Genomic DNA, 22406 nt, shown 5'->3' with positions numbered 1-22406 from the left:
TGCCCGCGAAGGGGCCCTGACAGGCGCTGATTAAGCTTCAGGCTTCGCCGCAGGCTGCCATAGAATCTCCGCCACGCCCTGACGCTTGGCAATCAGCCGCGCCACCACAAACAACAAATCCGACAACCGATTGATATACGCCAGGCCAACCCCGGCCAACGGTTCAATCGCGTTCAATTGCTGACACCGCCGCTCGGCACTGCGCGCCAGGCTACGGCAGACATGGGCCTGGGCAATCAGCGCTGAACCGCCGGGCAAGATGAAGTTTTCCAGCGGCCCCAACTCTTCATTCCACACATCGATTGCCGTTTCCAGGCGCTCGATTTCCGCTGTATTCAAGGCCTGATACTCCGGCATTGCCAGCTCACCGCCCAGATCGAACAATCGATGCTGGCAAGGCGCCAAAACCTCGATCACTTCCTGCAAACCTGCAACAGTATCCGTTTGTGCCGCCAACCCGGCCAGCAACACGCCCACCTGACTGTTGAGCGTATCGACTTCGCCAATGGCCTCGATCCGCGGGTGATCCTTGGGGACGCGACGGCCATCGCCCAGCCCGGTCTCGCCTTTGTCGCCAGTGCGGGTGTAAATCTTCGACAAACGAAAGCCCATGGTTACCTCGATAGCAGATTGAGTTCTTGCGCGACAGGTGGCGTGCTCGCCAGGGGCAGGCGCAAGGTGAAGCAAGTGCCTTGGCCCAGGGTCGATTGCACTTCCATCTGCCCCTTGTGGTTATTGGTGATGATGAAGTACGACACCGACAGCCCAAGTCCGGTGCCCTGGCCGATTTCCTTGGTGGTGAAGAAGGGTTCGAAGGTGCGTTTGCGCACGCTTTCACTCATGCCGATGCCGTTGTCCTCGACCTGGATTTCCGCCCACGGCGGGTTCAGCCGGGTGCGCAGAATGATCCGCCCCGGCTCGCTGTCGTCCTCGCGCTGGTGAATGGCTTGCGCAGCGTTTTTCAGCAGGTTGAGCAGTACTTGCTCCAGTTCGTTGGCGGTGCCGGGGACCGGGCCCAGCGCCGGGTCGAACTGACGAATGATGGCCTGGCCCTTGAAGTCGAAGCCGATCGCCAGGTCGAAATCGTTGCCGGCGATTTCCACCGCTTGATCAATCAGGGCGGGCAGGTCGCACGGGGCCATCTGGCGGGTGCTGCGACGGCTGAAACTGAGCATGTGGGTGACGATTTTGGCGGCCCTGGCACCGGCCTGCTGGATGCCGTCGAGCAACTGTGGCACTTCGCGGATTTTCAGATACTGATTGACCGTATCCAGTTCGATGCCGGCCTGTTCGGCCACTTCAAGGTTCTTCGGCAGGTCGGGGGACAGGCGTCGGCGAATGTTTTGCACGTTGTGCAGGATCGCACCCAGCGGATTGTTGATCTCGTGAGCCATGCCGGCGGCAAGACCGCCTACCGACAGCATTTTCTCCGACTGCACCATCATTTCTTCCAGGGACAGGCGCTGGGTGATGTCGTCGATCCGGATCACTACGCCACGCCCGGCACCGCCCATCAGCGGATAGAAAGTCAGGGCATAGTGGCGGGGCTCGTCGTCCTTGAGCCAGGTGACACGTTCGATTTTGGCCACAGTATGCTGCTCGACCGTTTCCTTGAGTTGCGGCAAGAACGGCTTGAGCGGTTCGAAGGCGAGGAAGATGGGCTGGTTCAGGGCTTCATCGAGGCGTGTGCCGGACAGGGCACTCGCTTCCTGGTTCCATTGAGTCACGTAGAGCTGTTCATCGAGGGCGATCAGCGCCGACGGCATGGAGTCGATGATGCTGTTGAGGTAGTTCTGGAAGCCGGTGAGTTTTTTCTCGATCTTGCTGCGCACCTGGACTTCGAGCTCCAGTTTGCGGTTGGTATGACGGGTTTCTTCCGCCAGGCCCTGGGCCTGGTCGTAAGCGGCCTGGGAGTCGTCCCGAGCCCGCTTGAGTTGCTGCTCCCTGGCCTCGATCCGCGAGAGCATGGTGTTGAACGCCTCGGCGAGGCTGCCGATTTCATCGTGGTTTCCTCGTGAAGCGCGCAGTGCGTAGTTTTCTTCACGGGTGACCTGCCGCGACAACTCTTCGAGCTGGTGGATCGGCCGGGTGATCAGGCGCTTGATCTGGCGGGCAATGATCAGCCACAGCAGTACGCTGAAGATCAGAATCCCCAGGCTGGCCGTCAGGGTCCCTGTGTAGAACGCCACTGGCAGTTCACTGCTGGCGACCAACAGCAAATGTCCCGGTGCCGAGCCGGGGCGGGGCAGGGTGATGACTTGATTGGTGCGAAACTCGGTGGCCTGCCAGTCTTCGATATGCCGGAAACGCTTGGGCAGCTCCAGATTGTCGCCATGCTGCAGTTGCGCCAATCGCTCACCCTGTCCGTCATACAGGGCTGCCGCGCGCAATGGCGAATAGCTGTTGAGTTCATTCAGCAGGCGCTCGGCGCTTTGCGGTGACGCCAGGGCTTCGGAGGCCAGGCTCGGGTTGGATACCAGTCGGCCGATGGTCTGCAGGGCCTGGGGTGCCATGCTTTCCTGGGAGATGTAGTACGCGGCGCTGATAAAGGTCAGGTTGGCAACCAGCAGGACGGTGACCATCAGTACCAGCAGGGCGGCCAGCAATTTCTGGCCGACGGGCAGGTTTTCAAGGCGCTGGCGCAATGGCATCGGATTCATCGCAAACAAGGAACAAGTGGCCAGCGTAGCCGCTGCTCAGTCGCTGGGCAATCCAAGGCTTTGCAGGCGAGCGATCAACCTTGATTCAAGCTGCTTGAGGTGAGGCAGGTTCAGTTGATGTCGCCCGGCCACTTTGCAGGCGTAGCCCAGCAGGTAGCTGATTTCCGTGCGGCGCTGGCTCGTGACGTCCTGATGCATCGAGGAGTAGTTGGCCGCGGTGGCGTGAATTACCCGTTCGACTTCCTGCTGCAGGTTTTCAGCCGCCGCCGGCTGACCGCAACGCTCAAGTAACTCCACCAGTTCACCGCACAGGGTGGCCACTTCGCACTGATGTTGCTGCAATCCGCCGTTGCGGCAATCGTGTAGCACCGTCAGCGGGTTGATTGCACAGTTGAGGGCCAGCTTACGCCACAGCCTGGTCAGAATATCGGTGCTCCACTCGTGAGGGATGCCGGCAGCGCTCAAGTCATCGAGCCAGATCGGCGCGACCGGATGGCTCGCATCCCCCAGCCAGGTGAAGCCATGGCCAGCAAACACCACGCGCCAATCGCCATCGCGGAAGGCGCCTTCGGTGCTCGAGGCATAGATGCAGCGTGCCTGGGGAACCTGTGCGGCCACCGCGTCCTGACTGCCCAGGCCATTTTGCAGCAGGATCAGCTCGGCGCCGGGGGCCAGGCGTGACGCCAGTCGGGCCACCGCGCTTTCGGTATCGTAGGCTTTGCACGCTACCAACAGGCGGTTGATCGGCTGGCGGCTGTCCGCTGGTTCGGCGGGCACGGCGTAGTGTTGCGCCTGGCCGTGTTCCACCAGTGTCAATCCGCCTGCAGCCTCATAGGCCTGCAGTCTCGCGGTGTCCCGCAGGATCAGCCTGACCGGCACGCCAGCCCGGGCCAGGCGTGTCGCCCATAAAGTGCCGAGGCTGCCGGCGCCGAGTACATGCCAGGTGGTGGACATCAGCTTTTTGCTCTGTTTAAGGCGTGCATCGGCAGCTCACAGTGAATGATGGGAAAGACCCGTTATAATCAGCGCGGATTTTAACCGCAAGCCAGGCGCGCTCCATCGGTGCGCCTTTAAATTTGGAGAGATTACATGCCGTCGTTCGACGTGGTATCCGAACTGGACAAACACGAAGTCACCAACGCGGTCGAGAACGCCGTCAAGGAACTCGATCGTCGTTATGACCTGAAAGGCAAAGGCAGCTTCGAGTTCAAGGAAAAAGACCTGACCGTCAACCTGACCGCAGAAGCGGATTTTCAGCTCGAAGCGATGATTGAGATCCTCAAGCTGGCTCTGGTCAAGCGCAAAATCGACGTGCAGTGCCTCGAAGTCAAGGATGCCTTCGCGTCGGGCAAGCTGATGAAGCAGGAGGCTGTCCTCAAGGAAGGCATCGACAAGGAGCTGGCGAAGAAAATCGTTGCTCACGTCAAAGATGCCAAGCTCAAGGTCCAGGCCGCCATTCAGGGCGAGCAGGTTCGTATTACCGGCAAGAAGCGTGATGACCTGCAGGAAGCCATTGCTGTGCTGCGGGCCAAGGAGTTCGGTATGCCGCTGCAGTTCAACAACTTCCGCGACTGACCTTGAAAGCGGGAACCTCCTGGCGTTTGTGACGTCGGAGGCCCAAGCAACGGCAGAAACGATTGAATCCGTCGCGGTTCGATCTTTCTGCCGCTTTTTTTTACGCATGCCGCATAGCCGGAAAACAGGAGAAAGTAGATGGATTTAAGCGCTGAGGTAGACAACCTGGTCAAGGTATCCCAAACCTGGATCCCGATGATCATGGAATACGGCAGTCGCGTACTGCTGGCGGTCATCACCCTGGCCATCGGCTGGTGGCTGATCAACAAAGTGACGAAAAAGCTCGGCGGGCTGATTGCGTTGCGCAATGCCGACCTGGCGCTGCAGGGCTTTATCAGCAGCCTGGCGAACATCATCCTCAAGATCCTGCTGGTCGTCAGCGTGGCCTCGATGATCGGTGTGGAAACCACTTCGTTTGTGGCAGCGATTGGTGCGGCGGGCCTGGCCATTGGCCTGGCTTTGCAGGGCAGCCTGGCGAACTTCGCCGGTGGCGTGTTGATTTTGCTGTTCCGTCCGTTTCGTATCGGCGACTGGATCGAGGCTCAGGGGGTTGCCGGTACCGTCGACAGCATCCAGATTTTCCATACCGTACTGCGCACCGGTGACAACAAGACCATCATCGTGCCCAACGGAAATCTGTCGAACGGCATTATCACCAACACCAATCGCCAGCCGACCCGCAAAGTGGTGTTTGATGTGGGCGTCGATTATGAAGCGGACTTGCAGAAAGCCCGGCAAGTGTTGCTGGAGTTGGCCAAGGATCCGCGTGTATTGACTGACCCGGAACCTCAGGCAGTCATTTCGACATTGGGTGACAGTTCTATCACTGTTTCCCTGCGTGTCTGGGTGAAGACAGCGGATTATTGGGATGTGATGTTCATGTTCAATGAACTGTCCCGTGATCGCCTGAGGGAGGCCGGCATCGATATTCCATTTCCACAGCGGGTTATTCGTGTGGTTCAGGAGTCCGCAGTGCAGTGATAGACCTTGCCATACATGCCTGACTTTTCGGTCAGGCATGTATGGCGATTGTTCAATAATTGAACAATTTGCACGGACAACAAAAAAGGCCCATCCGAAGATGGGCCTTTTGTTTTGTTACCGCAAACTAACTGGATGCGATTACAAAACCGACAGCGGGTAGTCGACGATGAAACGGAACTCTTTCACGTCGCCTTCACCTTCGTCAGCGTTAGCGAAGTGCCATGCTTGACGAATACGGAAGGAGAGGTCTTTTGCCGGGCCAGTCTGAACAACGTACTTGGCTTCGAAGTTGGTCTCGTTGTGCTTGCCGTCTTCGCCATACAGGCCAGCGTAAGGGCTGCCAACTGGAGTTTTGGTGCCGTCGATGTCCCAGCCTTTAACGTAACGGGTCATGAAGCTCAGACCTGGAACGCCGTACTCAGCCATTTTCAGGTCATAACGAACCTGGGCAGACTTCTCGCCTGGGGCGTTGAAGTCAGAGTACTGGATGGAGTTGGCGAGGAAGATCGAGTCGCCGCCGCGGTTGTTCTTGCCCACACCGATGTAGTCGAACGGAGTGTCACCGTTAACCTTCTGGAAGGCGAGGGTGATGGTGTGTGCTTTCATGAACGAGAAAGCGGCTGCCAGGGAGTAAGCAGTGTTGCTGATCTCGCCGGCTTTGGCATCACCAGTGTCTTTGGTGTTGTAGATGTTACCGTCCAGGTTCAGCGACTCGTCGCCGCCCAGCGGGATGGTGTAGTTCAGGTTGGCGTAGTACTGGTTCCAGATGTCTTCCAGCTTGGCGCCGTACAGCGATGCCGACAGGTTGTCGGTGATGCCGTATTTGCCACCGAAGTAGTCGATGGAGTTGGCTTCTACGCCAGCGTAGGTTGCAAACAGGCCGCCGTCACGAGCGTTGCGGTCCTGGCTGGTCGCCGAGTAGAAGTGACCGGCTTCGAGGTCAAGGTCTTTGACTTCGCTGCTTTGCAGTTGGATACCGCTGGCAGTTTGAGGAAGGATACGGGAACCGCCAACAGCGAACACTGGAGCAGTGCTTGGCTGCATGTCGCCGACTTTCAGCTCGGTTTTCGATACGCGGAACTTAACAGCGCCGCCGGCTTTGCCCTGGCTGTTGTTAACTTCGCCATCGGCGTCGCGGCTCATGTTACCGGTGCCGCCGGTGCCATCACCGCCGTCCAGTTTGATTGCCAGGTAACCGAAAGCGTCAACGCCAACACCGATCAGGCCTTGGGTGTAACCGGAGCTGAAATTGCCCCAGATGCCTTGGGTCCAGTCTTTCTGGTCGGTAGCGCCATCTTTGCGGTCACGGTTGAAGTAGTAGTTGCGAACCAGCAAGTTCAGAGAGCTGTCTTCAACAATACCTTTGGCTTCAGCCTGGTCACTTACGAAAGGGGCGGCCGTAGCCAATTGGGTACTGGCTGCTGCTGCAACTGCCAGTGCGATCATGCTCCACTTCATCACGCGCATCGTGATTTGCTCCTTTGGTTTTAGAAGAGTACTGCCGTCCCACCTGTTTTATTATCTGGGCGGCTCTTTCTTTTTGTGTCGGCGCAAACTTATATCACGCCGACAATGTTGGCGATACTTGCGTATCTAACCTTTCGCCTTCTTTACGACCATGTCGCAAACAGCGAGGTAGATGTCGCAAATTTCGAGCTCCGACGCAACCGGGCTGACAACTTTAATGCTGTTTTCTGAGCCTTGGTGTCGGTAAAAAGAGTCCTGGTGAAACGTTTGAATCTCCATCGGGCTACCTTGCCACTGTCTTTTTTGCCTGAATGCCCCCCACTTCCAGCGGGTGTCACTCAGGTGATGTTGGGTATGTATGCAACAAACGTGCACAAAGCCATATTTTCTTGCGGTTTTTTCAAATTGACGCTCTGGCGCTGTAAAAACCTCATGAAACCGGGGGGTTCAAGCGCCTTTGGTTTGGGCTTGACGCTTTGCTTCGCATCATGTTGCACCCTTTTGGCCGACTGCCTGACAACCAAAAATGTTACCGGTTCACCCCGCCAGTGAGTAAATGGCGGATGTCGAAGCGTTCAGCGTAGACCCACTGTGCGGTTTTGGTGCAAAAAAATTTTAATCCTGTGCTGAATTCACTCCTGTTGATCGGGTGTTTGGCGCGAACTCTTCGTTGTTAATCAGTCATTTCGGCGCTTTTTTCGGTTGGCCGGTTCTGTAGTGGTGCGCGGCGTTGAAAATTGTCTCATTCGGGGGCGGGCTGTCAGCTTTTCGCTGGCACTCTTGGTGTTTGTGCAAGGTTCGCCGTGAAGCGTGCGCCGTTCACAGGTATGCTGCCGTCCGGTCGCTTGGTGCGCCGCTCCTCTGGATGGACGCTAAGCTGAAAATGATGACCCGGCGGGAGTACGCGCAGTGTTTGCTTTAGATCCACGACTTCAACAAGACACGTTACCGATCGGGGACTTTCCGCTCTGCCGGTTGCTGTTGTCCAACGACTCGAACTATCCCTGGTTCATCCTGGTGCCTCGTCGTGAGGCTATCAGCGAGATATTTCAGTTGGATGTCGCAGACCAGCGACAGCTTTGGCAGGAGACGACGACGCTTTCGCAAGTGCTCAAGGACTCGTTCGATGCGGACAAGTTGAATGTTGCGGCGCTGGGCAATGTCGTCAGCCAGTTGCACATGCACGTGATTGTGCGCAAACACGAAGATGCCGCCTGGCCAGCACCCGTTTGGGGTAGGCATCCGGCAAAGCCCTACAGTTCGGAGCAGATTGCCGCCATTCGCGAGCGTTTGCGCCTGATATTGACCGATGACTTTACGTTTCTGGAGGGCTGAATCATGAGCCTGGAAGAACGCGTTACCGATCTTGAAAGCCGCCTGGCCTTTCAGGATGACACCATTCAGGCATTGAATGATGTGCTGGTTGCGCAGCAGCGGGTGGTCGAGCGTCTTCAACTGCAAATGGCTGCGTTGCTCAAGCGGCAGGAGGAAATGGTCGGCCAGTTCGAATCGTTCGAAGAGGAAGCGCCGCCACCGCACTACTAATCGATGTGCAGTAAGCAACGTGCAGGCATGAAAAAAACCGCGGACAGCCAGGCTGTGCGCGGTTTTTTTTCAGCCTTGAATCAGCGACGCGGCAGCGCGGCGATCACATCTTCGGCTTGCAGGCCCTTGTCACGATTCATGACGGAGAACTCCACGCGCTGGCCTTCTACCAGGACGCGGTGGCCTTCACCGCGAATGGCCCGGAAGTGGACGAAGATATCGTCGCCGGAATCGCGGGAGATGAAGCCGAAGCCTTTGGACGTGTTGAACCACTTGACGGTGCCGGTATCGCGGTTGCTCATGTCGTAGCTTGGCGAGGCGGCGACCGGTGACGATTTGTAGAAGCTGATGCCCAGGTGCAGGGCAACAGCGATCAGGGCTGCGACCAGGCTGAACAGAACGGCAGGTTGACCGGCGATGACAGGCATCGGCGCGATCAGCGTCAGAGTCTGCAGTACTACCGCCAGAGCCAGCAGGACACTGACCAGGTTTTGCAGTTGGTGGCGCGGACCTTTGTTCCAGTAAGGGATGACAGGTGCAAGCGTGAGATTGAGCAGGCCGAAAAAGGCCAGGTACAGCGCATCAGGTTGTTGCAGGTAAGGCAAGGCTTCAGGGTGCAGGCTAGGGATGAAGGACAGCAGCAAGGCTGCTGCGCCTATCAACAGATGGACGATTTTCAACATTTTGATTAACTCACGTTAAGACAGCTCACAAGGAAGAGCTGATGGCGCACGGTTCGCTTCAAGATAATAAAGAGGCGTTGGACACGTGCCCGGTATCAGCCTATGCGCCGTGCCCGGAAAAATAGGCACTGGCGACACGTCGTCTATTTAACAGCAAAGCCGCAGGCTACTCAAATCAGGGCGTCCGACGGCTCTTTGGCGGTGATTTGCCGCAGGTTGCCCGAAGTTACGGGGCTGCGATAAGGCGGGTGATCTGCTGATCCGCGTATGCGGGTGTATGAAAAAAAGTGGCGCGGCGGCTTGGCGCTCTTCTTTCCTACGTCATTCCATGGGGTGTTTCTGACGGGGGCTTCGTTTCGCTGCGTGGGAAAACGTCTGGAGTAGGACGATCTCCGGGGTCTGCCAAAAGTTGTTGGCTTATCCTACGTCGAGGGTCATAAAGTCGGCTGGAAAATACCTTTGCTCCTGCGTTTTTATAAGTCGACACACAGTTGCGCTTTAAGAAACCAGGATGGCAAAGGAGTGTCAGCGTTATGGTTTATCAAAGGCAAGAAGAGGGGCGATACGGTTCGCGCAGGGATGTAAGGGTCGATCCGTTTGTTCGCGAATTCGATATGGGGTTGGCCCAGCCCTTCTCCCGTTCCGTGCGATTGAATGGCTTCGCAACCTGTTTGCGGCTTGAGCAGGTTTATTGGGATATTTTGGGAGCAATGGCCCGGGCCAACGGTTGTTCGGTCAGTAGCCTGTTATCCCATGTGGATCGCGAAGTTCACTTGCGTCATGGCGGAGTGAGGAATTTCAGTGGATTGGTGAGGGTCGTCTGTGTCGTACACAGCCTCAAGGAAGGGGGGTGCATCGTCACTGCCTAGTCTGGGCGGTGAAAGCGGCAGAGTGTCGGTCTGTGCAGTCTTACGGCTGCACAGGCCGCATTTAATGGATATAATCCCGCTCTTTGCCGCGAAACCCCAGCGTGTGCGGTAGCAATCTGATCGCCGAGACAACCTCCATGCCGATGTACGATTATCAATGTGCTTCCTGTGGTCATCAGTTGGAAGCCATTCAAAAGATCAGCGATGCACCGCTGGTCGACTGCCCTGCCTGTCAGGCGCCAGAGCTTAAGAAAATGCTGTCCATGCCGGGCTTTCGCCTTAGCGGCACGGGTTGGTACGAAACCGATTTCAAGACCGGTTCCAAGAAGAACCTGGCCGGCGGCGACAAAGCTGACTAAGGTCCTGAACCTGAATTGAACGACACACGCGAGCTCTTGCATCACCCGGTGACTTTTTAAAGGCGGGGCTGCTGTAGGATCTCCAACCGAATTTCGAATTACGAGAAGTGAAACCACGACCATGATGCGCAGCCATTATTGCGGCCAACTGAACGAAAGCCTGGACGGCCAGGAAATTACCCTTTGCGGATGGGTTCACCGTCGCCGTGACCACGGTGGGGTGATTTTCCTCGATATCCGTGATCGTGATGGTCTGGCCCAGGTCGTGTTCGATCCGGACCGCGCTGAAACCTTCGCCGCGGCCGATCGCGTGCGCAGCGAGTACGTCGTGAAGATCACCGGCAAGGTTCGCCTGCGTCCGGCCGGTGCGACCAACGCCAACATGGCGTCGGGCATGATCGAAGTCCTCGGCTACGAGCTGGAAGTGCTGAACGAATCGGAAACCCCGCCGTTCCCGCTGAACGAGTTCTCCGACGTCGGTGAAGAAACCCGCCTGCGCTATCGTTTCCTCGACCTGCGTCGCCCGGAAATGGCCGAGAAGCTGCGTCTGCGTTCGCGCATGACCACCAGCATCCGTCGCTTCCTGGACGAGAACGGGTTCCTCGACGTAGAAACGCCGATCCTGACCCGTGCTACCCCGGAAGGCGCGCGCGACTACCTGGTGCCGAGCCGTACTCATGCCGGTTCGTTCTTCGCCTTGCCGCAATCGCCGCAGCTGTTCAAGCAACTGCTGATGGTGGCCGGCTTCGACCGTTACTACCAGATTGCCAAGTGCTTCCGCGACGAAGACCTGCGGGCCGACCGCCAGCCGGAATTCACCCAGATCGACATCGAGACCAGTTTCCTCGATGAAAAAGAGATCATGGGCCTGACCGAGCAAATGATCCGCAACCTGTTCAAGGAAGTGCTGGGCCTGGAATTCGGTGAGTTCCCGCACATGACCTTCGAAGAAGCCATGCGCCGCTACGGTTCCGACAAGCCAGACCTGCGTAACCCGCTGGAACTGGTTGACGTGGCCGACCAGCTCAAGGAAGTCGACTTCAAGGTGTTCAGCGGCCCGGCCAACGACCCGAAATGCCGCATCGCCGCCCTGCGCGTGCCTGGCGGCGCGAGCATGCCGCGCAAGCAGATCGACGACTACACCAAGTTTGTCGGCATCTACGGTGCCAAGGGCCTGGCGTACATCAAGGTCAACGAGCGCGCGAATGGCGTTGACGGTCTGCAATCGCCGATCGTGAAGAACATCCCTGAAGCCAACCTCAACGTGATCCTGGATCGTGTTGGTGCAGTCGACGGCGACATCGTGTTCTTCGGTGCCGACAAGGCCAAGATCGTCAGCGAAGCGTTGGGCGCACTGCGCATCAAGCTCGGTCACGACCTGAGCCTGCTGACCTGCGAATGGGCTCCGATGTGGGTCGTTGACTTCCCGATGTTCGAAGAGAACGACGACGGCAGCTTCAGCGCCTTGCACCACCCGTTCACCGCGCCGAAGTGTTCCCCGGCGGAGTTGGAAGCCAACCCGGCGGGCGCTCTGTCCCGTGCCTATGACATGGTGTTGAACGGCACCGAGCTGGGTGGCGGTTCGATCCGTATCCACCGCAAAGAGATGCAACAAGCGGTCTTCCGTCTGCTGGGCATCAACGAAGTGGAACAGGAAGAGAAATTCGGCTTCCTGCTCGACGCCCTGAAATATGGCGCACCGCCGCACGGTGGCCTGGCCTTCGGTCTGGACCGTCTGGTGATGCTGATGACCGGCGCCCAGTCGATCCGTGAAGTGATCGCCTTCCCGAAAACCCAGAGCGCGGCCGATGTCATGACCCAGGCGCCGGGCCAGGTGGATGCCAAGGCATTGCGCGAGTTGCACATTCGTCTGCGTGAAACGCCTAAGGCCGAGTAAGGCTGACCCGAAGGGCGCATCTGCGGATGCGCCCTTTCTTTATAGGCAAAGCTGTTCAAGATTTTTGTTTGCCGGCCGGCGCAATACAGCGCAGCGGGCAATGTTTCAAAGAGAATTCGGAGCGAGTTATGGCAGGTCATTCCAAGTGGGCGAACATCAAGCACCGCAAAGAACGTCAGGATGCCAAGAGGGGCAAGATCTTCACCAAGTGGATTCGTGAGCTGACCGTCGCTGCCCGTCAGGGTGGTGGTGATCCAGGCTCCAATCCGCGTCTGCGCCTGGCCCTGGACAAGGCCCTGGGTGCCAACATGAGCCGTGACATCATCGATCGTGCCATCGCCCGCGGTACCGGCGCTGCCGATACCGACGACGTGGTCGAGCTGACCTACGAAGGTTACGGTCCGGGCGGCGTGGCGGTGATGGTCGAATGCATGACCGACAACCGTAATCGCACTGCCGCCGCTGTTCGTCACGCGTTCAGCAAGTGCGGCGGCAACCTCGGGACTGACGGTTCGGTGGCCTATCTGTTCGAACGCAAGGGGCAGATCTCCTTCGCTGCCGGCGTTGACGAAGACGCGCTGATGGAAGCGGCCATGGAAGCCGACGCCGATGACGTGGTGACCAACGAAGACGGTTCGATCGACGTGTTCACCTCGTTTGCCGGATTCTATTCCGTGCGTAACGCACTGGAAGCGGCGGGTTTCAAGGGTGACGACGCGGAAATCGTCATGCTGCCGACCACCAGCGCCGAACTCGATCTGGAAGGCGCCGAGAAGGTCCTCAAGCTGATCGACATGCTCGAAGACCTGGATGACGTGCAAAACGTCTACTCCAACGCGGAAATCCCGGAATCGGTGGCCGCGCAGCTCGGTTGATGTACCGATAAAGATCGCCGCCCTGTAGGAGCTGCCGCAGGCTGCGATCTTTTGATCTTTGCTTCTAAAATCAAAAGATCGCAGCCTGCGGCAGCTCCTACACGGTTATCCTCAGGCAACCGCGAATTCCTTTTGCAGGCGTTATGACTTTAATTCTTGGTATCGACCCCGGTTCGCGCATCACCGGTTACGGTGTGGTGCGTGATACCGGCCGTGGCTGCGAGTACGTCGCCTCCGGTTGTATCCGCACCGGTGCCGGCGAGCTGGCTGAGCGATTGCAGATTGTCTATCGCGGGGTGCGGGAGATCATTCAGACTTACCATCCGGTGACCATGGGGATCGAAAAGGTGTTCATGGCCCGTAACGCCGATTCCGCCCTGAAACTGGGGCAGGCCCGTGGTGCAGCGATCGTGGCAGGTGCCGAGGAAAGCCTGGAAATTGCCGAATACAGCGCAACCCAGGTCAAGCAGGCAGTGGTCGGTACCGGCTCGGCCAACAAGGAGCAGGTGCAGATGATGGTCATGCACATGCTCAAGCTGACCAGCAAGCCGCAGATCGATGCTTCGGACGCCCTGGCCATTGCCATCTGTCATGCTCATACCCGCTCCAGTCTGCTGCCCCATGGTCTCGGGGCGGCACGCAGTCGTGGCGGGCGCCTGCGTCTCTGATAGCATCAACAATCATTTTCATGGGGGGAGGGCGTTTCGCCTGGGTTGTCGGCGCTACTCCCTTGCTCCATCAGTCGCTGGCCCAGAGCTGGCCAACGCTCAAGGATTTGTAACGTGATTGGACGTTTGCGCGGCACCCTGGCTGAGAAGCAGCCTCCACACTTGATTCTGGATGTAAACGGTCTGGGTTATGAACTCGAAGTGCCGATGACGACCCTCTATCGCTTGCCGTCGGTCGGTGAGCCGCTGACGTTGCACACTCATCTGGTCGTGCGCGAAGACGCACAGTTACTCTATGGTTTTGTCGGCAAGCGTGAGCGCGACTTTTTCCGCGAGTTGATCCGCCTCAATGGTGTCGGGCCGAAACTGGCGCTGGCCTTGATGTCGAGCCTGGAAGTCGACGAACTGGTTCGTTGCGTACAGTCCCAGGACACTTCGGCGCTGACCAAGGTGCCAGGTGTGGGCAAGAAAACCGCCGAGCGTTTGCTGGTGGAGCTCAAGGATCGCTTCAAGGCCTGGGAAACCGTACCGGCCATGTTCGCCCTGGTGCCGAACCAGCCGGATGGACCGGCCCCGGTGAACACTGCCGAGACTGACGCGGTCAGCGCCCTGATTTCCCTGGGCTACAAGCCGCAGGAAGCGAGCAAGGCGGTGTCTGCGATCAAGGAGAAAGGTTTGAGCAGTGAAGACATGATCCGTCGCGCCTTGAAGGGAATGATCTAAGTGATTGAAGCTGATCGTCTGATCGCTGCCACGCACAGTCCGCGTGAGCGCGAAGAAGTCCAGGACCGTGCCATTCGCCCGGTCAGCCTGGCGGAATACATTGGCCAGCCGACCGTTCGCGAGCAGATGGAGTTGTTCATTCAGGCGGCTCGCGGTCGTAACGAGTCCCTGGACCACACGCTGATCTTCGGGCCGCCGGGCCTGGGCAAAACCACCCTCGCCAACATCATCGCCCAGGAAATGGGGGTGTCGATCAAGAGCACTTCAGGCCCGGTGCTGGAGCGTCCGGGTGATCTCGCTGCGCTGTTGACCAACCTTGAGCCTCACGATGTGCTGTTCATCGACGAAATCCATCGCCTGTCGCCCATCGTTGAAGAAGTGCTGTACCCGGCCATGGAGGACTTCCAGCTCGACATCATGATTGGCGAAGGCCCGGCTGCGCGTTCGATCAAGCTCGATCTGCCGCCGTTCACCCTGGTCGGCGCAACGACCCGGGCTGGCATGCTGACCAACCCGTTGCGCGACCGTTTCGGCATCGTTCAGCGTCTTGAGTTTTACAATAACGCCGACTTGTCGACGATCGTGAGTCGTTCGGCGAGCATCCTTGGTTTGCCGCTGGACCCGGAAGGCGCCTTCGAAATTGCCCGCCGTGCCCGTGGCACGCCCCGGATTGCCAACCGACTGTTGCGCCGGGTGCGTGATTTCGCCGAGGTTCGCGCCAAGGGGCATATCACCAAGCCGATTGCCGACCTGGCGCTGAACCTGCTGGACGTCGACGAACGCGGCTTCGATCACCAGGACCGGCGTCTGTTGCTGACCATGATCGAGAAGTTCGATGGCGGGCCGGTCGGGGTCGACAGTCTGGCCGCCGCCATCAGCGAAGAGCGTCACACCATTGAAGACGTGCTTGAGCCTTACCTGATCCAGCAGGGTTACATCATGCGCACGCCAAGGGGGCGAGTGGTGACGCGGCATGCCTATCTGCATTTCGGTTTAAACATTCCGTCACGATTGGGCGAAATGCCCGTGGCAGACGAGTTCCTCGGTGCCAGTGACGATTAATTAACGTTGCGTGCTGATTTTTTCGGGCAATGTAGGGTCCCAGCACCGTACTTTCGCAAGAAAGCCGCAGATCAATGAAAAACAGTTGCCTGGCCGGATTGGCAACCTGAGGAGTAAGCACTAGAGTATGCGCGCGCAAAACGGGCTTGAGCCTTTCGCACATCGTTGTCGCGTTTATTACGAGGACACCGATGCGGGCGGCATCGTGTATTACGTCAATTACCTCAAGTTTATGGAACGGGCTCGAACCGAGCGGCTGCGAGACCTGGGCTTTGCCCAATCGCAACTGGCAGGGGAGGACCTGTTGTTCGTCGTGCATTCCAGCGAAGCGCGCTACCACGCGCCGGCGCGACTGGACGACGAACTGCTGGTAAGCGCTGAAGTAATCGAATTGAACCGTGCCAGCCTGCGCTTCAAGCAGCAGGTCAGGCGGGCAACGGATAATGTGCTGCTCTGCGAAGGGCAGTTTCTGGTGGCCTGTGTGCGCACTGAAAGTTTGAAACCCCGGGCCATTCCCGAAGCTCTACGAGCGGCCTTTGCCGACGTGAGCGGCGCGGGTACACACTCAAAGCAGGAGATAAAGCGTGGAAGCTAACGTCGTCGACCATTCCTCCATGTGGAGCCTGGTCAGCAATGCCAGTATCGTGGTGCAACTGGTAATGCTGACCCTGGTAGCCGCATCGGTGACCTCGTGGATCATGATCTTTCAGCGCAGCAACTTGCTGCGCGCCGGTCGACGTGCCCTGGAGAGCTTTGAAGAGCGCTTCTGGTCGGGTATCGACCTGTCCAAACTGTACCGCCAGGCGGGCAGCAACCCGGACCCCGATTCGGGTGTCGAGCAAATCTTCCGTGCCGGTTTCAAGGAATTCTCCCGCCTGCGCCAGCAGCCAGGCGTTGACCCGGAAGCGGTCATGGAAGGCGTGGCCCGTGCCATGCGTGTTGCGATTTCCCGCGAAGAAGAAAAGCTCGAGCAGAGCCTGCCCTTTCTCGCCACCGTCGGTTCCGTCAGCCCCTACATCGGTCTGTTCGGTACCGTCTGGGGGATCATGAACTCCTTCCGTGGCCTGGCCACCGCCCAGCAAGCGACCCTGGCCACTGTGGCCCCGGGTATCGCCGAAGCACTGATCGCCACGGCCATCGGTCTGTTCGCGGCCATTCCAGCCGTTATCGCTTACAACCGTTTTGCTGCGCGCAGCGAAACCCTGCTGGGCCGCTACTACACCTTCGCCGACGAGTTCCAGGCGATCCTGCACCGCAAAGTGCACACCAGCGAAGAATAAGCAGGTAATTTCCAATGGCTTTAATCGCTCGAGCTCGCAAAAAGCGCAAGCCGGTCGCCGAGATGAACGTGGTGCCCTACATCGACGTGATGTTGGTGCTGCTGGTCATCTTCATGGTGACCGCGCCGATGCTCAATCAGGGCGTGAAAGTTGATCTGCCCAAGGTTTCCAGCGAAGCCTTGCCGCAGGACAACAACACCCAGGTCCTGACCATTTCCATCAAATCCGACAAGACCTACTACTGGAACCTTGGCAGCGAAGTCGACACGGACAAGCAGCAGGACCGGGCCATGACGTTGCCGCAGATGACTGACGCCGTGACCAAGATCATTCGCGTCGGCAATGAAAACGGCAAGCACACCCAGGTCTTCATTCGCGGCGACAAATCCGTCGATTACGGCTCCGTCATGGGGGCCATGGGCGGGTTGCAGAAAGCCGGGGTCGGTAATGTTGGCTTGATTACCGAGGCGCCCTGATGCAGCAACAGCGAGAGCCGTCCGCCTCGGAAAGCTACTTCTGGCCTAGTGTCTGGGCGATTGGCTTGCACGTGCTGGTGTTCGGCATGTTGTTCGTCAGTTTTGCCTTTACCCCGGAGCTGCCGCCGGCCAAGCCGATTGTCCAGGCGACCTTGTACCAGCTGAAATCGAAAAGTCGGGCGACCACCCAGACCAATCAGAAGATTGCCGGTGAGGCGCAGAAATCTGCTGCGCGTCAGACCGAAGTCGAGCAGATGGAGCAGAAAAAGGTCGAGCAGGAAGCGGTGAAGGCTGCGGAACAAAAGAAAGAAGAGGCGGCTCAAAAGGCCGAGGAAGCCAAGAAGGCCGACGAGGCGAAGAAAGCGGACGAGGCGAAAAAGGCTGATGAAGCCAAGAAAGCCGACGACGCGAAGAAAGCCGCGGAAGCCAAGAAGGCAGAAGAGAAACAATTGGCTGATATAGCCAAGAAGAAAGCTGAAGAAGAAGCCAAGAAGGCTGCTGAAGAAGAGGCCAAGAAAGCGGCCGCTGAAGAAGCGAAGAAAAAGATCGTCGAAGACGCGAAGAAGAAAGCCGCGGAAGACGCCAAGAAGAAAGCCGAGGCTGAAGAGGCGAAGAAGAAAGTCGCCGAGGAAGCGAAGAAGAAAGCTGCTGCCGATGCTGCGAAGAAGAAATCGCAGGACGCGGCGCGTAAATCCGCCGAAGACAAAAAGGCTCAGGCCCTGGCAGATTTGCTTTCCGACACGCCGCAGCGTCAGCAGGCCTTGGCCGATGAGCAGGGTGACGAAGTCGCCGGCAGTTTCGATGACCTGATTCGTGCGCGTGCAGCGGAAGGCTGGGCTCGTCCACCTTCGGCACGCAAAGGCATGACGGTCGTGTTGCAAATCGGCATGTTGCCGGACGGTACGGTGACTTCGGTCAGCGTGTCCAAGTCCAGTGGCGACGGTCCATTTGACGCCTCGGCTGTTGCAGCAGTGAAGAATATTGGACGTTTGACAGAAATGCAGGGAATGAAGCCGAGTGATTTCGCTCCGTATCGTTCATTCAAGATGACATTCACACCTGAGGATCTAGCCTTGTGAGAAACCTTCTTCGAGGAATGCTGGTCGTTATCTGCTGCATGGCAGGGATGGCGATGGCAGATGAGAAAAACATTCTGGTTACCAGCGGCAGCGATCGGGCGACCCCGATCGCCGTTGTACCGTTCGGCTTCCAGGGCGGTAGCGTGCTGCCGGACGACATGGCGGAAATCATCGGTAACGACCTGCGCAACTCGGGTTACTACTCGCCGATTCCAAAGCAGAACATGATCAGCCAGCCGAGCCAGGCCAGCGAAATCATCTTCCGTGACTTCAAGGCACTGGGTGCCCAGTACGTCATGGTCGGCAGCATTGTTCCGGCGGGCGGTCGCCTGCAGGTGCAATATGCACTGTTCAACGTAGCCACCGAGCAGCAAGTGCTGACCGGCAGCGTGTCGGGCGGTGTCGATCAGTTGCGCGACATGGCGCATTACATCTCTGACCAGTCGTTCGAAAAACTCACGGGTATCAAGGGTGCCTTCTCGACTCGCCTGCTGTACGTAACGGCCGAGCGTTTCTCCGAGAACAACACTCGCTACACCCTGCAGCGTTCGGACTACGACGGTGCCCGCGCCGTGACCCTGTTGCAATCGCGTGAGCCGATCCTGTCGCCGCGTTTCGCACCGGATGGCAAGCGCATCGCTTATGTCTCCTTCGAGCAGAAGCGTCCGCGTATCTTCATGCAGAACATCGACACCGGTCGCCGTGAGCAGATCACCAACTTCGAAGGCCTGAACGGTGCACCTGCCTGGTCGCCGGATGGCAATCGCCTGGCGTTCGTGCTGTCCAAGGACGGCAACCCGGACATCTATGTGATGAACCTCGGCTCGCGTCAGATCAGCCGCGTCACCAATGGTCCTGGCATCAACACCGAACCGTTCTGGGGCAAGGATGGCTCGACCATCTACTTCACTTCAGACCGTGGCGGCAAACCGCAGATCTACAAGACCAGCGCCGGTGGCGGCGGTGCCGAACGCGTGACTTTCGTCGGCAACTACAACGCCAACCCTAAATTGTCGGCTGATGAAAAGACGCTTGTCATGATTCACCGTCAGGATGGTTTCACCAATTTCAAGGTAGCGGCCCAGGATTTGCAGCGCGGTAGTGTAAAAATCCTCACTGATAGCACTCTGGACGAGTCGCCTACTGTCGCGCCCAACGGCACCATGGTAATCTACGCCACCCGCCAGCAGGGCCGGGGAGTCTTGATGCTCGTGTCCATCAATGGACGCGTAAGGCTCCCGCTTCCTACCGCACAAGGCGAAGTCAGAGAACCTTCCTGGTCCCCTTACCTGAACTGACGCGGCGCTATACGTTTTACTTAACACACTGGGGTTCATTAGGAGTTTCACGATGGAAATGCTGAAGTTTGGTAAATTTGCTGCGCTGGCACTGGCCATGGCTGTAGCTGTAGGTTGCTCGTCCAAAGGCGGCGACAATGCCGGTGAAGGCGCGGTAGATCCAAACGCTGGTTACGGCGCAAACACTGGTGCAGTTGACGGCTCCCTGAGCGAAGAAGCTGCACTGCGCGCTATCACCACTTTCTACTTCGAATACGACAGCTCGGACCTGAAGCCAGAAGCCATGCGCGCTCTGGACGTTCACGCCAAAGACCTGAAAGCAAACGGCGCTCGCGTTGTTCTGGAAGGCAACACCGACGAACGTGGTACTCGTGAGTACAACATGGCACTGGGCGAGCGTCGTGCGAAAGCCGTTCAGCGTTACCTGGTACTGCAAGGTGTTTCCCCAGCTCAGCTGGAACTGGTTTCCTACGGCGAAGAGCGTCCAGTTGCTACCGGCAACGACGAGCAGTCCTGGGCTCAAAACCGTCGCGTCGAACTGCGTAAGTAATTCGTCATGCGAACGTGCCGTCGTGCTGTAACTGTTCTGGCTCTCAGCCTCGCGCCGCTTGCGGCGTGGGCTGCGGTTCCTGTGGTCGATAATGACTCCGGCTATAACAATAGCGGGAGCAGTTATCCGCCTGCAGGTTACGGTACGAACGGCGCCTATGCCGGGGGAGGGGTTTCGACCCCTGTCTCGGCACAGGGTCAGCTGTTCAACCAACTGCAACAAATGCAGGAACAGATCTCGCGCCAACAGGGTGTGATCGAAGAACTGCAAAATGATGTAGCGCGCATGAAGCAGGAAAACCTGGAGCGATACCAGGATCTTGATCGGCGCATAGGAACCGGCGTTGCACCAGCCGCGACTCCTGAAAATTCTTCAACCGGTGGTGAATCGAACACCCCCGGTGCAGCCGCAGGTGCAGCAGCTGGCGCAGCCGCCGCTCAAGCACCTGCCGCGGGTAGCGAGCCGGCAGATCCGGCGAAGGAAAAGCTCTATTACGATGCTGCCTTCGACCTGATCAAGGCCAAGGATTTCGACAAGGCCAGCCAGGCTTTCGCCGCATTCCTGCGCAAATACCCGAACAGTCAGTACGCGGGCAATGCCCAGTACTGGCTGGGCGAAGTGAACCTGGCCAAAGGCGATTTGCAAGGTGCAGGTCAGGCATTTGCCAAGGTTTCGCAGCTGTATCCCAAGCACGCCAAGGTGCCTGATTCGCTGTACAAGCTCGCTGATGTAGAGCGCCGTCTCGGTCATACCGACCGGGTCAAGGGCATTCTGCAGCAGGTCGTGTCCCAGTATCCGGGCACTTCCGCTGCTCAGCTGGCGCAGCGTGATCTGCAGAAAATGTAAGGCGGCTTGAGCCGTTTCAAAGAAACCCGCGCTTGTCGCGGGTTTTTTCGTTAGAATTCACCCCCTTTTTCTGAAACACGCTTTTTGGGATCTGCGCATTGCCGGGGTTCCTTGAAGTGCCTGACGGAGGCGGACAGCCTGTTTAGCTGTTACGCCCGTGGCGACTATGCAAGACACATTGAGAATCACCGAAGTTTTCTACTCGTTGCAGGGTGAAACTCGGACTGCCGGCCTGCCCACGGTTTTTGTGCGCCTGACCGGTTGTCCGTTGCGTTGCCAATACTGCGACAGCGCCTACGCGTTCACCGGCGGAACCATTCGCACCCTCGACGATATCCTCGAGCAGGTCGCCGGTTTCCGCCCGCGTTATGTCTGTGTCACGGGGGGCGAGCCCCTGGCGCAACCCAACGCCATTCCCTTGCTCAAGCGCTTGTGCGACGCCGGTTACGAAGTGTCACTGGAAACCAGTGGCTCTATCGATATCTCGCCGGTAGATTCCCGGGTCAGTCGCGTTGTCGACCTGAAAACCCCGGGTTCGAAGGAAGCGCACCGCAATCGCTACGAAAACATCGAGCTGCTCACGCCCAACGATCAGGTGAAATTTGTCATCTGTTCGCGGGAGGACTATGACTGGTCCGTTTCCAAACTGATCCAGTACGGTCTGGACCAGCGCGCCGGCGAAGTCCTGTTCTCGCCAAGCCACCATGATCTCAATGCCCGGGACCTGGCGGACTGGGTGGTGGCGGATAACCTGCCAGTGCGTTTGCAATTGCAGCTGCATAAATATCTATGGAATGACGAGCCGGGGCGCTGAAATGACTGAACAACTCAACACTGCTGAAAAACGTGCGGTCATCCTGCTGTCCGGTGGCCTGGACTCGGCGACCGTGGTGGCCATGGCGCGGGCCGAAGGCTACAGCTGCTACACCATGAGCTTCGACTACGGTCAGCGCTCTCACGCCGAATTGCACGCCGCCGAGCGCGTGGCGCGGGATCTGGGTGTGGTCGAGCACAAGGTGATCGGCCTGAACCTGAACGGCATGGGCGGCTCGGCGCTGACCGACAGCAGCATCGATATTCCGGAAGAGCTGGGTGAGGGCATTCCTGTCACCTACGTGCCTGCGCGTAACACGGTGTTCCTGTCCCTGGCCCTGGGCTGGGCTGAAGTGCTCGGTGCGCGGGATATCTTCATCGGCGTCAATGCAGTGGATTACTCCGGTTACCCGGACTGCCGTCCCGAGTTCATCGAGTCCTTCGAGCGCATGGCCAACCTGGCAACCAAAGCCGGCGTGGAAGGCAATGGCTTCCGCATTCAGGCACCGCTGCAAAACCTCAGCAAGGCGCAGATTGTCCAGGCGGGCGTGAAGCTTGGCGTGAACTACGGGCTGACCGTTTCCTGCTATCAGGCCGACGATGATGGCCGTGCGTGCGGCAAATGCGACAGCTGCCGACTGCGCGCAGAAGGCTTTGCGGCGGCCGGAATCAGCGATCCAACACCTTATTTTTGATT

General features: G+C 58.2%; 25 protein-coding genes. 20 read left to right on the top strand and 5 right to left on the bottom strand.

What is annotated here, in order from left to right:
• Window positions 1-30: 30 nt before the first annotated feature.
• From C9422_RS28735 to C9422_RS28725, 3 genes are read right to left on the bottom strand one after another with little or no spacing between them, the layout of a single operon-like run.
• Window positions 31-612: a cob(I)yrinic acid a,c-diamide adenosyltransferase gene (locus C9422_RS28735; RefSeq protein ID WP_116582966.1), complete on the bottom strand. Its 582-nt coding sequence runs from the start codon at window positions 610-612 to the stop codon at window positions 31-33.
• A gap of 2 nt (window positions 613-614) precedes the next feature.
• Window positions 615-2651 carry a PAS domain-containing sensor histidine kinase gene (locus C9422_RS28730; RefSeq protein WP_116582965.1) on the bottom strand — a complete coding sequence of 679 codons (2037 nt, stop codon included), beginning with the start codon at window positions 2649-2651 and terminating at the stop codon, window positions 615-617.
• A 45-nt stretch (window positions 2652-2696) separates the two neighbouring features.
• On the bottom strand, window positions 2697-3614 hold the full coding sequence (locus tag C9422_RS28725) for a putative 2-dehydropantoate 2-reductase (RefSeq protein ID WP_116582964.1): 918 nt from the start codon (window positions 3612-3614) through the stop codon (window positions 2697-2699).
• 135 nt (window positions 3615-3749) lie between these two features.
• On the opposite strand from C9422_RS28725, the gene C9422_RS28720 reads away from it, so the two are divergent.
• Window positions 3750-4235 (top strand): YajQ family cyclic di-GMP-binding protein, encoded by a 486-nt coding sequence (locus C9422_RS28720; protein ID WP_007977344.1) that lies wholly within the window; start codon window positions 3750-3752, stop codon window positions 4233-4235.
• 138 nt (window positions 4236-4373) lie between these two features.
• Window positions 4374-5216 carry a mechanosensitive ion channel family protein gene (locus C9422_RS28715; protein WP_007977343.1) on the top strand — a complete coding sequence of 281 codons (843 nt, stop codon included), beginning with the start codon at window positions 4374-4376 and terminating at the stop codon, window positions 5214-5216.
• A 141-nt stretch (window positions 5217-5357) separates the two neighbouring features.
• Here the strand turns inward: C9422_RS28715 and C9422_RS28710 are convergent, their stop codons facing one another.
• The gene (locus tag C9422_RS28710; RefSeq protein WP_116582963.1) at window positions 5358-6686 is read right to left on the bottom strand and encodes an OprD family porin; all 1329 of its coding nucleotides are present in this window, start codon (window positions 6684-6686) and stop codon (window positions 5358-5360) included.
• A gap of 909 nt (window positions 6687-7595) precedes the next feature.
• Between C9422_RS28710 and C9422_RS28705 the strand changes: the two genes are divergently transcribed.
• On the top strand, window positions 7596-8021 hold the full coding sequence (locus C9422_RS28705; protein ID WP_007977340.1) for an HIT domain-containing protein: 426 nt from the start codon (window positions 7596-7598) through the stop codon (window positions 8019-8021).
• Window positions 8022-8024: 3 nt separating this feature from the next.
• A complete protein-coding gene (locus tag C9422_RS28700) occupies window positions 8025-8231 on the top strand; it encodes a SlyX family protein (RefSeq protein ID WP_007977339.1) in 207 nt (68 codons plus the stop codon).
• Between the two features lie 80 nt (window positions 8232-8311).
• On the opposite strand, the gene C9422_RS32790 is transcribed toward C9422_RS28700, so the two are convergent.
• Window positions 8312-8914, bottom strand: a complete 603-nt coding sequence (locus tag C9422_RS32790; protein WP_095965394.1) for a cold-shock protein — start codon at window positions 8912-8914, stop codon at window positions 8312-8314.
• 533 nt (window positions 8915-9447) lie between these two features.
• Here C9422_RS32790 and C9422_RS28690 point away from each other — a divergent pair.
• The 16 genes from C9422_RS28690 (at window position 9448) to queC (ending at window position 22404) form a co-directional block, all read left to right on the top strand.
• The gene (locus tag C9422_RS28690) at window positions 9448-9783 is read left to right on the top strand and encodes a ribbon-helix-helix domain-containing protein (RefSeq protein ID WP_116582962.1); all 336 of its coding nucleotides are present in this window, start codon (window positions 9448-9450) and stop codon (window positions 9781-9783) included.
• 137 nt (window positions 9784-9920) lie between these two features.
• Window positions 9921-10142: an FmdB family zinc ribbon protein gene (locus tag C9422_RS28685; RefSeq protein ID WP_007977333.1), complete on the top strand. Its 222-nt coding sequence runs from the start codon at window positions 9921-9923 to the stop codon at window positions 10140-10142.
• A 121-nt stretch (window positions 10143-10263) separates the two neighbouring features.
• Complete coding sequence (aspS, locus tag C9422_RS28680; RefSeq protein ID WP_007977331.1) at window positions 10264-12039, top strand: aspartate--tRNA ligase; 1776 nt, start codon at window positions 10264-10266, stop codon at window positions 12037-12039.
• Between the two features lie 128 nt (window positions 12040-12167).
• A complete protein-coding gene (locus C9422_RS28675) occupies window positions 12168-12914 on the top strand; it encodes a YebC/PmpR family DNA-binding transcriptional regulator (protein ID WP_007977329.1) in 747 nt (248 codons plus the stop codon).
• Between the two features lie 143 nt (window positions 12915-13057).
• Window positions 13058-13582 (top strand): crossover junction endodeoxyribonuclease RuvC, encoded by a 525-nt coding sequence (ruvC, locus tag C9422_RS28670; protein ID WP_095965392.1) that lies wholly within the window; start codon window positions 13058-13060, stop codon window positions 13580-13582.
• Window positions 13583-13696: 114 nt separating this feature from the next.
• Entirely contained in the window at window positions 13697-14305 is a 609-nt protein-coding gene (ruvA, locus tag C9422_RS28665) for a Holliday junction branch migration protein RuvA (protein WP_116582961.1), read from the top strand.
• Window positions 14306-15367 (top strand): Holliday junction branch migration DNA helicase RuvB, encoded by a 1062-nt coding sequence (ruvB, locus tag C9422_RS28660; protein ID WP_015096600.1) that lies wholly within the window; start codon window positions 14306-14308, stop codon window positions 15365-15367. It abuts the gene before it with no gap.
• Window positions 15368-15494: 127 nt separating this feature from the next.
• Window positions 15495-15962, top strand: coding sequence for a tol-pal system-associated acyl-CoA thioesterase (ybgC, locus tag C9422_RS28655; protein ID WP_007990726.1), 468 nt, complete (start codon window positions 15495-15497; stop codon window positions 15960-15962).
• Window positions 15952-16647 (top strand): protein TolQ, encoded by a 696-nt coding sequence (gene tolQ / locus C9422_RS28650; RefSeq protein WP_007995636.1) that lies wholly within the window; start codon window positions 15952-15954, stop codon window positions 16645-16647. The genes ybgC and tolQ overlap by 11 nt, the downstream gene beginning before the upstream one ends.
• Before the next feature lie 23 nt (window positions 16648-16670).
• Window positions 16671-17123, top strand: a complete 453-nt coding sequence (gene tolR / locus C9422_RS28645; protein ID WP_162130292.1) for a protein TolR — start codon at window positions 16671-16673, stop codon at window positions 17121-17123.
• On the top strand, window positions 17123-18202 hold the full coding sequence (tolA, locus tag C9422_RS28640) for a cell envelope integrity protein TolA (RefSeq protein WP_007977318.1): 1080 nt from the start codon (window positions 17123-17125) through the stop codon (window positions 18200-18202). The genes tolR and tolA overlap by 1 nt, the downstream gene beginning before the upstream one ends.
• A gap of 17 nt (window positions 18203-18219) precedes the next feature.
• Window positions 18220-19500, top strand: a complete 1281-nt coding sequence (gene tolB / locus C9422_RS28635; protein WP_165824822.1) for a Tol-Pal system beta propeller repeat protein TolB — start codon at window positions 18220-18222, stop codon at window positions 19498-19500.
• 52 nt (window positions 19501-19552) lie between these two features.
• Window positions 19553-20050 carry a peptidoglycan-associated lipoprotein Pal gene (gene pal / locus C9422_RS28630; RefSeq protein ID WP_003178634.1) on the top strand — a complete coding sequence of 166 codons (498 nt, stop codon included), beginning with the start codon at window positions 19553-19555 and terminating at the stop codon, window positions 20048-20050.
• A gap of 6 nt (window positions 20051-20056) precedes the next feature.
• Entirely contained in the window at window positions 20057-20896 is an 840-nt protein-coding gene (ybgF, locus tag C9422_RS28625; protein WP_116582959.1) for a tol-pal system protein YbgF, read from the top strand.
• A gap of 166 nt (window positions 20897-21062) precedes the next feature.
• A complete protein-coding gene (gene queE, locus C9422_RS28620; protein ID WP_007977310.1) occupies window positions 21063-21710 on the top strand; it encodes a 7-carboxy-7-deazaguanine synthase QueE in 648 nt (215 codons plus the stop codon).
• A 1-nt stretch (window position 21711) separates the two neighbouring features.
• Window positions 21712-22404, top strand: coding sequence for a 7-cyano-7-deazaguanine synthase QueC (gene queC / locus C9422_RS28615; protein WP_102698370.1), 693 nt, complete (start codon window positions 21712-21714; stop codon window positions 22402-22404).
• Window positions 22405-22406: the final 2 nt, after the last annotated feature.

This window comes from Pseudomonas sp. B1(2018) (genome assembly GCF_003097365.1).
Taxonomy (GTDB): domain Bacteria; phylum Pseudomonadota; class Gammaproteobacteria; order Pseudomonadales; family Pseudomonadaceae; genus Aquipseudomonas; species Aquipseudomonas laurylsulfatiphila.
The sequence above is the reverse complement of the archived record's forward strand: the minus strand, read 5'-3'. Positions and strand labels throughout refer to the sequence as shown.

Bases quoted from the DNA above. Each gene is read 5' to 3' on its own strand.
- C9422_RS28735 (WP_116582966.1), bottom strand. From the start codon at position 612: ATGGGCTTTCGTTTGTCGAAGATTTACACCCGCACTGGCGACAAAGGC.
- C9422_RS28730 (WP_116582965.1), bottom strand. From the start codon at position 2,651: ATGCCATTGCGCCAGCGCCTTGAAAACCTGCCCGTCGGCCAGAAATTG.
- C9422_RS28725 (WP_116582964.1), bottom strand. From the start codon at position 3,614: ATGTCCACCACCTGGCATGTACTCGGCGCCGGCAGCCTCGGCACTTTA.
- C9422_RS28720 (WP_007977344.1), top strand. From the start codon at position 3,750: ATGCCGTCGTTCGACGTGGTATCCGAACTGGACAAACACGAAGTCACC.
- C9422_RS28715 (WP_007977343.1), top strand. From the start codon at position 4,374: ATGGATTTAAGCGCTGAGGTAGACAACCTGGTCAAGGTATCCCAAACC.
- C9422_RS28710 (WP_116582963.1), bottom strand. From the start codon at position 6,686: ATGCGCGTGATGAAGTGGAGCATGATCGCACTGGCAGTTGCAGCAGCA.
- C9422_RS28700 (WP_007977339.1), top strand. From the start codon at position 8,025: ATGAGCCTGGAAGAACGCGTTACCGATCTTGAAAGCCGCCTGGCCTTT.
- C9422_RS32790 (WP_095965394.1), bottom strand. From the start codon at position 8,914: ATGTTGAAAATCGTCCATCTGTTGATAGGCGCAGCAGCCTTGCTGCTG.
- C9422_RS28690 (WP_116582962.1), top strand. From the start codon at position 9,448: ATGGTTTATCAAAGGCAAGAAGAGGGGCGATACGGTTCGCGCAGGGAT.
- C9422_RS28685 (WP_007977333.1), top strand. From the start codon at position 9,921: ATGCCGATGTACGATTATCAATGTGCTTCCTGTGGTCATCAGTTGGAA.
- aspS (WP_007977331.1), top strand. From the start codon at position 10,264: ATGATGCGCAGCCATTATTGCGGCCAACTGAACGAAAGCCTGGACGGC.
- C9422_RS28675 (WP_007977329.1), top strand. From the start codon at position 12,168: ATGGCAGGTCATTCCAAGTGGGCGAACATCAAGCACCGCAAAGAACGT.
- ruvC (WP_095965392.1), top strand. From the start codon at position 13,058: ATGACTTTAATTCTTGGTATCGACCCCGGTTCGCGCATCACCGGTTAC.
- ybgC (WP_007990726.1), top strand. From the start codon at position 15,495: ATGCGCGCGCAAAACGGGCTTGAGCCTTTCGCACATCGTTGTCGCGTT.
- tolA (WP_007977318.1), top strand. From the start codon at position 17,123: ATGCAGCAACAGCGAGAGCCGTCCGCCTCGGAAAGCTACTTCTGGCCT.
- tolB (WP_165824822.1), top strand. From the start codon at position 18,220: ATGCTGGTCGTTATCTGCTGCATGGCAGGGATGGCGATGGCAGATGAG.
- pal (WP_003178634.1), top strand. From the start codon at position 19,553: ATGGAAATGCTGAAGTTTGGTAAATTTGCTGCGCTGGCACTGGCCATG.
- ybgF (WP_116582959.1), top strand. From the start codon at position 20,057: ATGCGAACGTGCCGTCGTGCTGTAACTGTTCTGGCTCTCAGCCTCGCG.
- queE (WP_007977310.1), top strand. From the start codon at position 21,063: ATGCAAGACACATTGAGAATCACCGAAGTTTTCTACTCGTTGCAGGGT.
- queC (WP_102698370.1), top strand. From the start codon at position 21,712: ATGACTGAACAACTCAACACTGCTGAAAAACGTGCGGTCATCCTGCTG.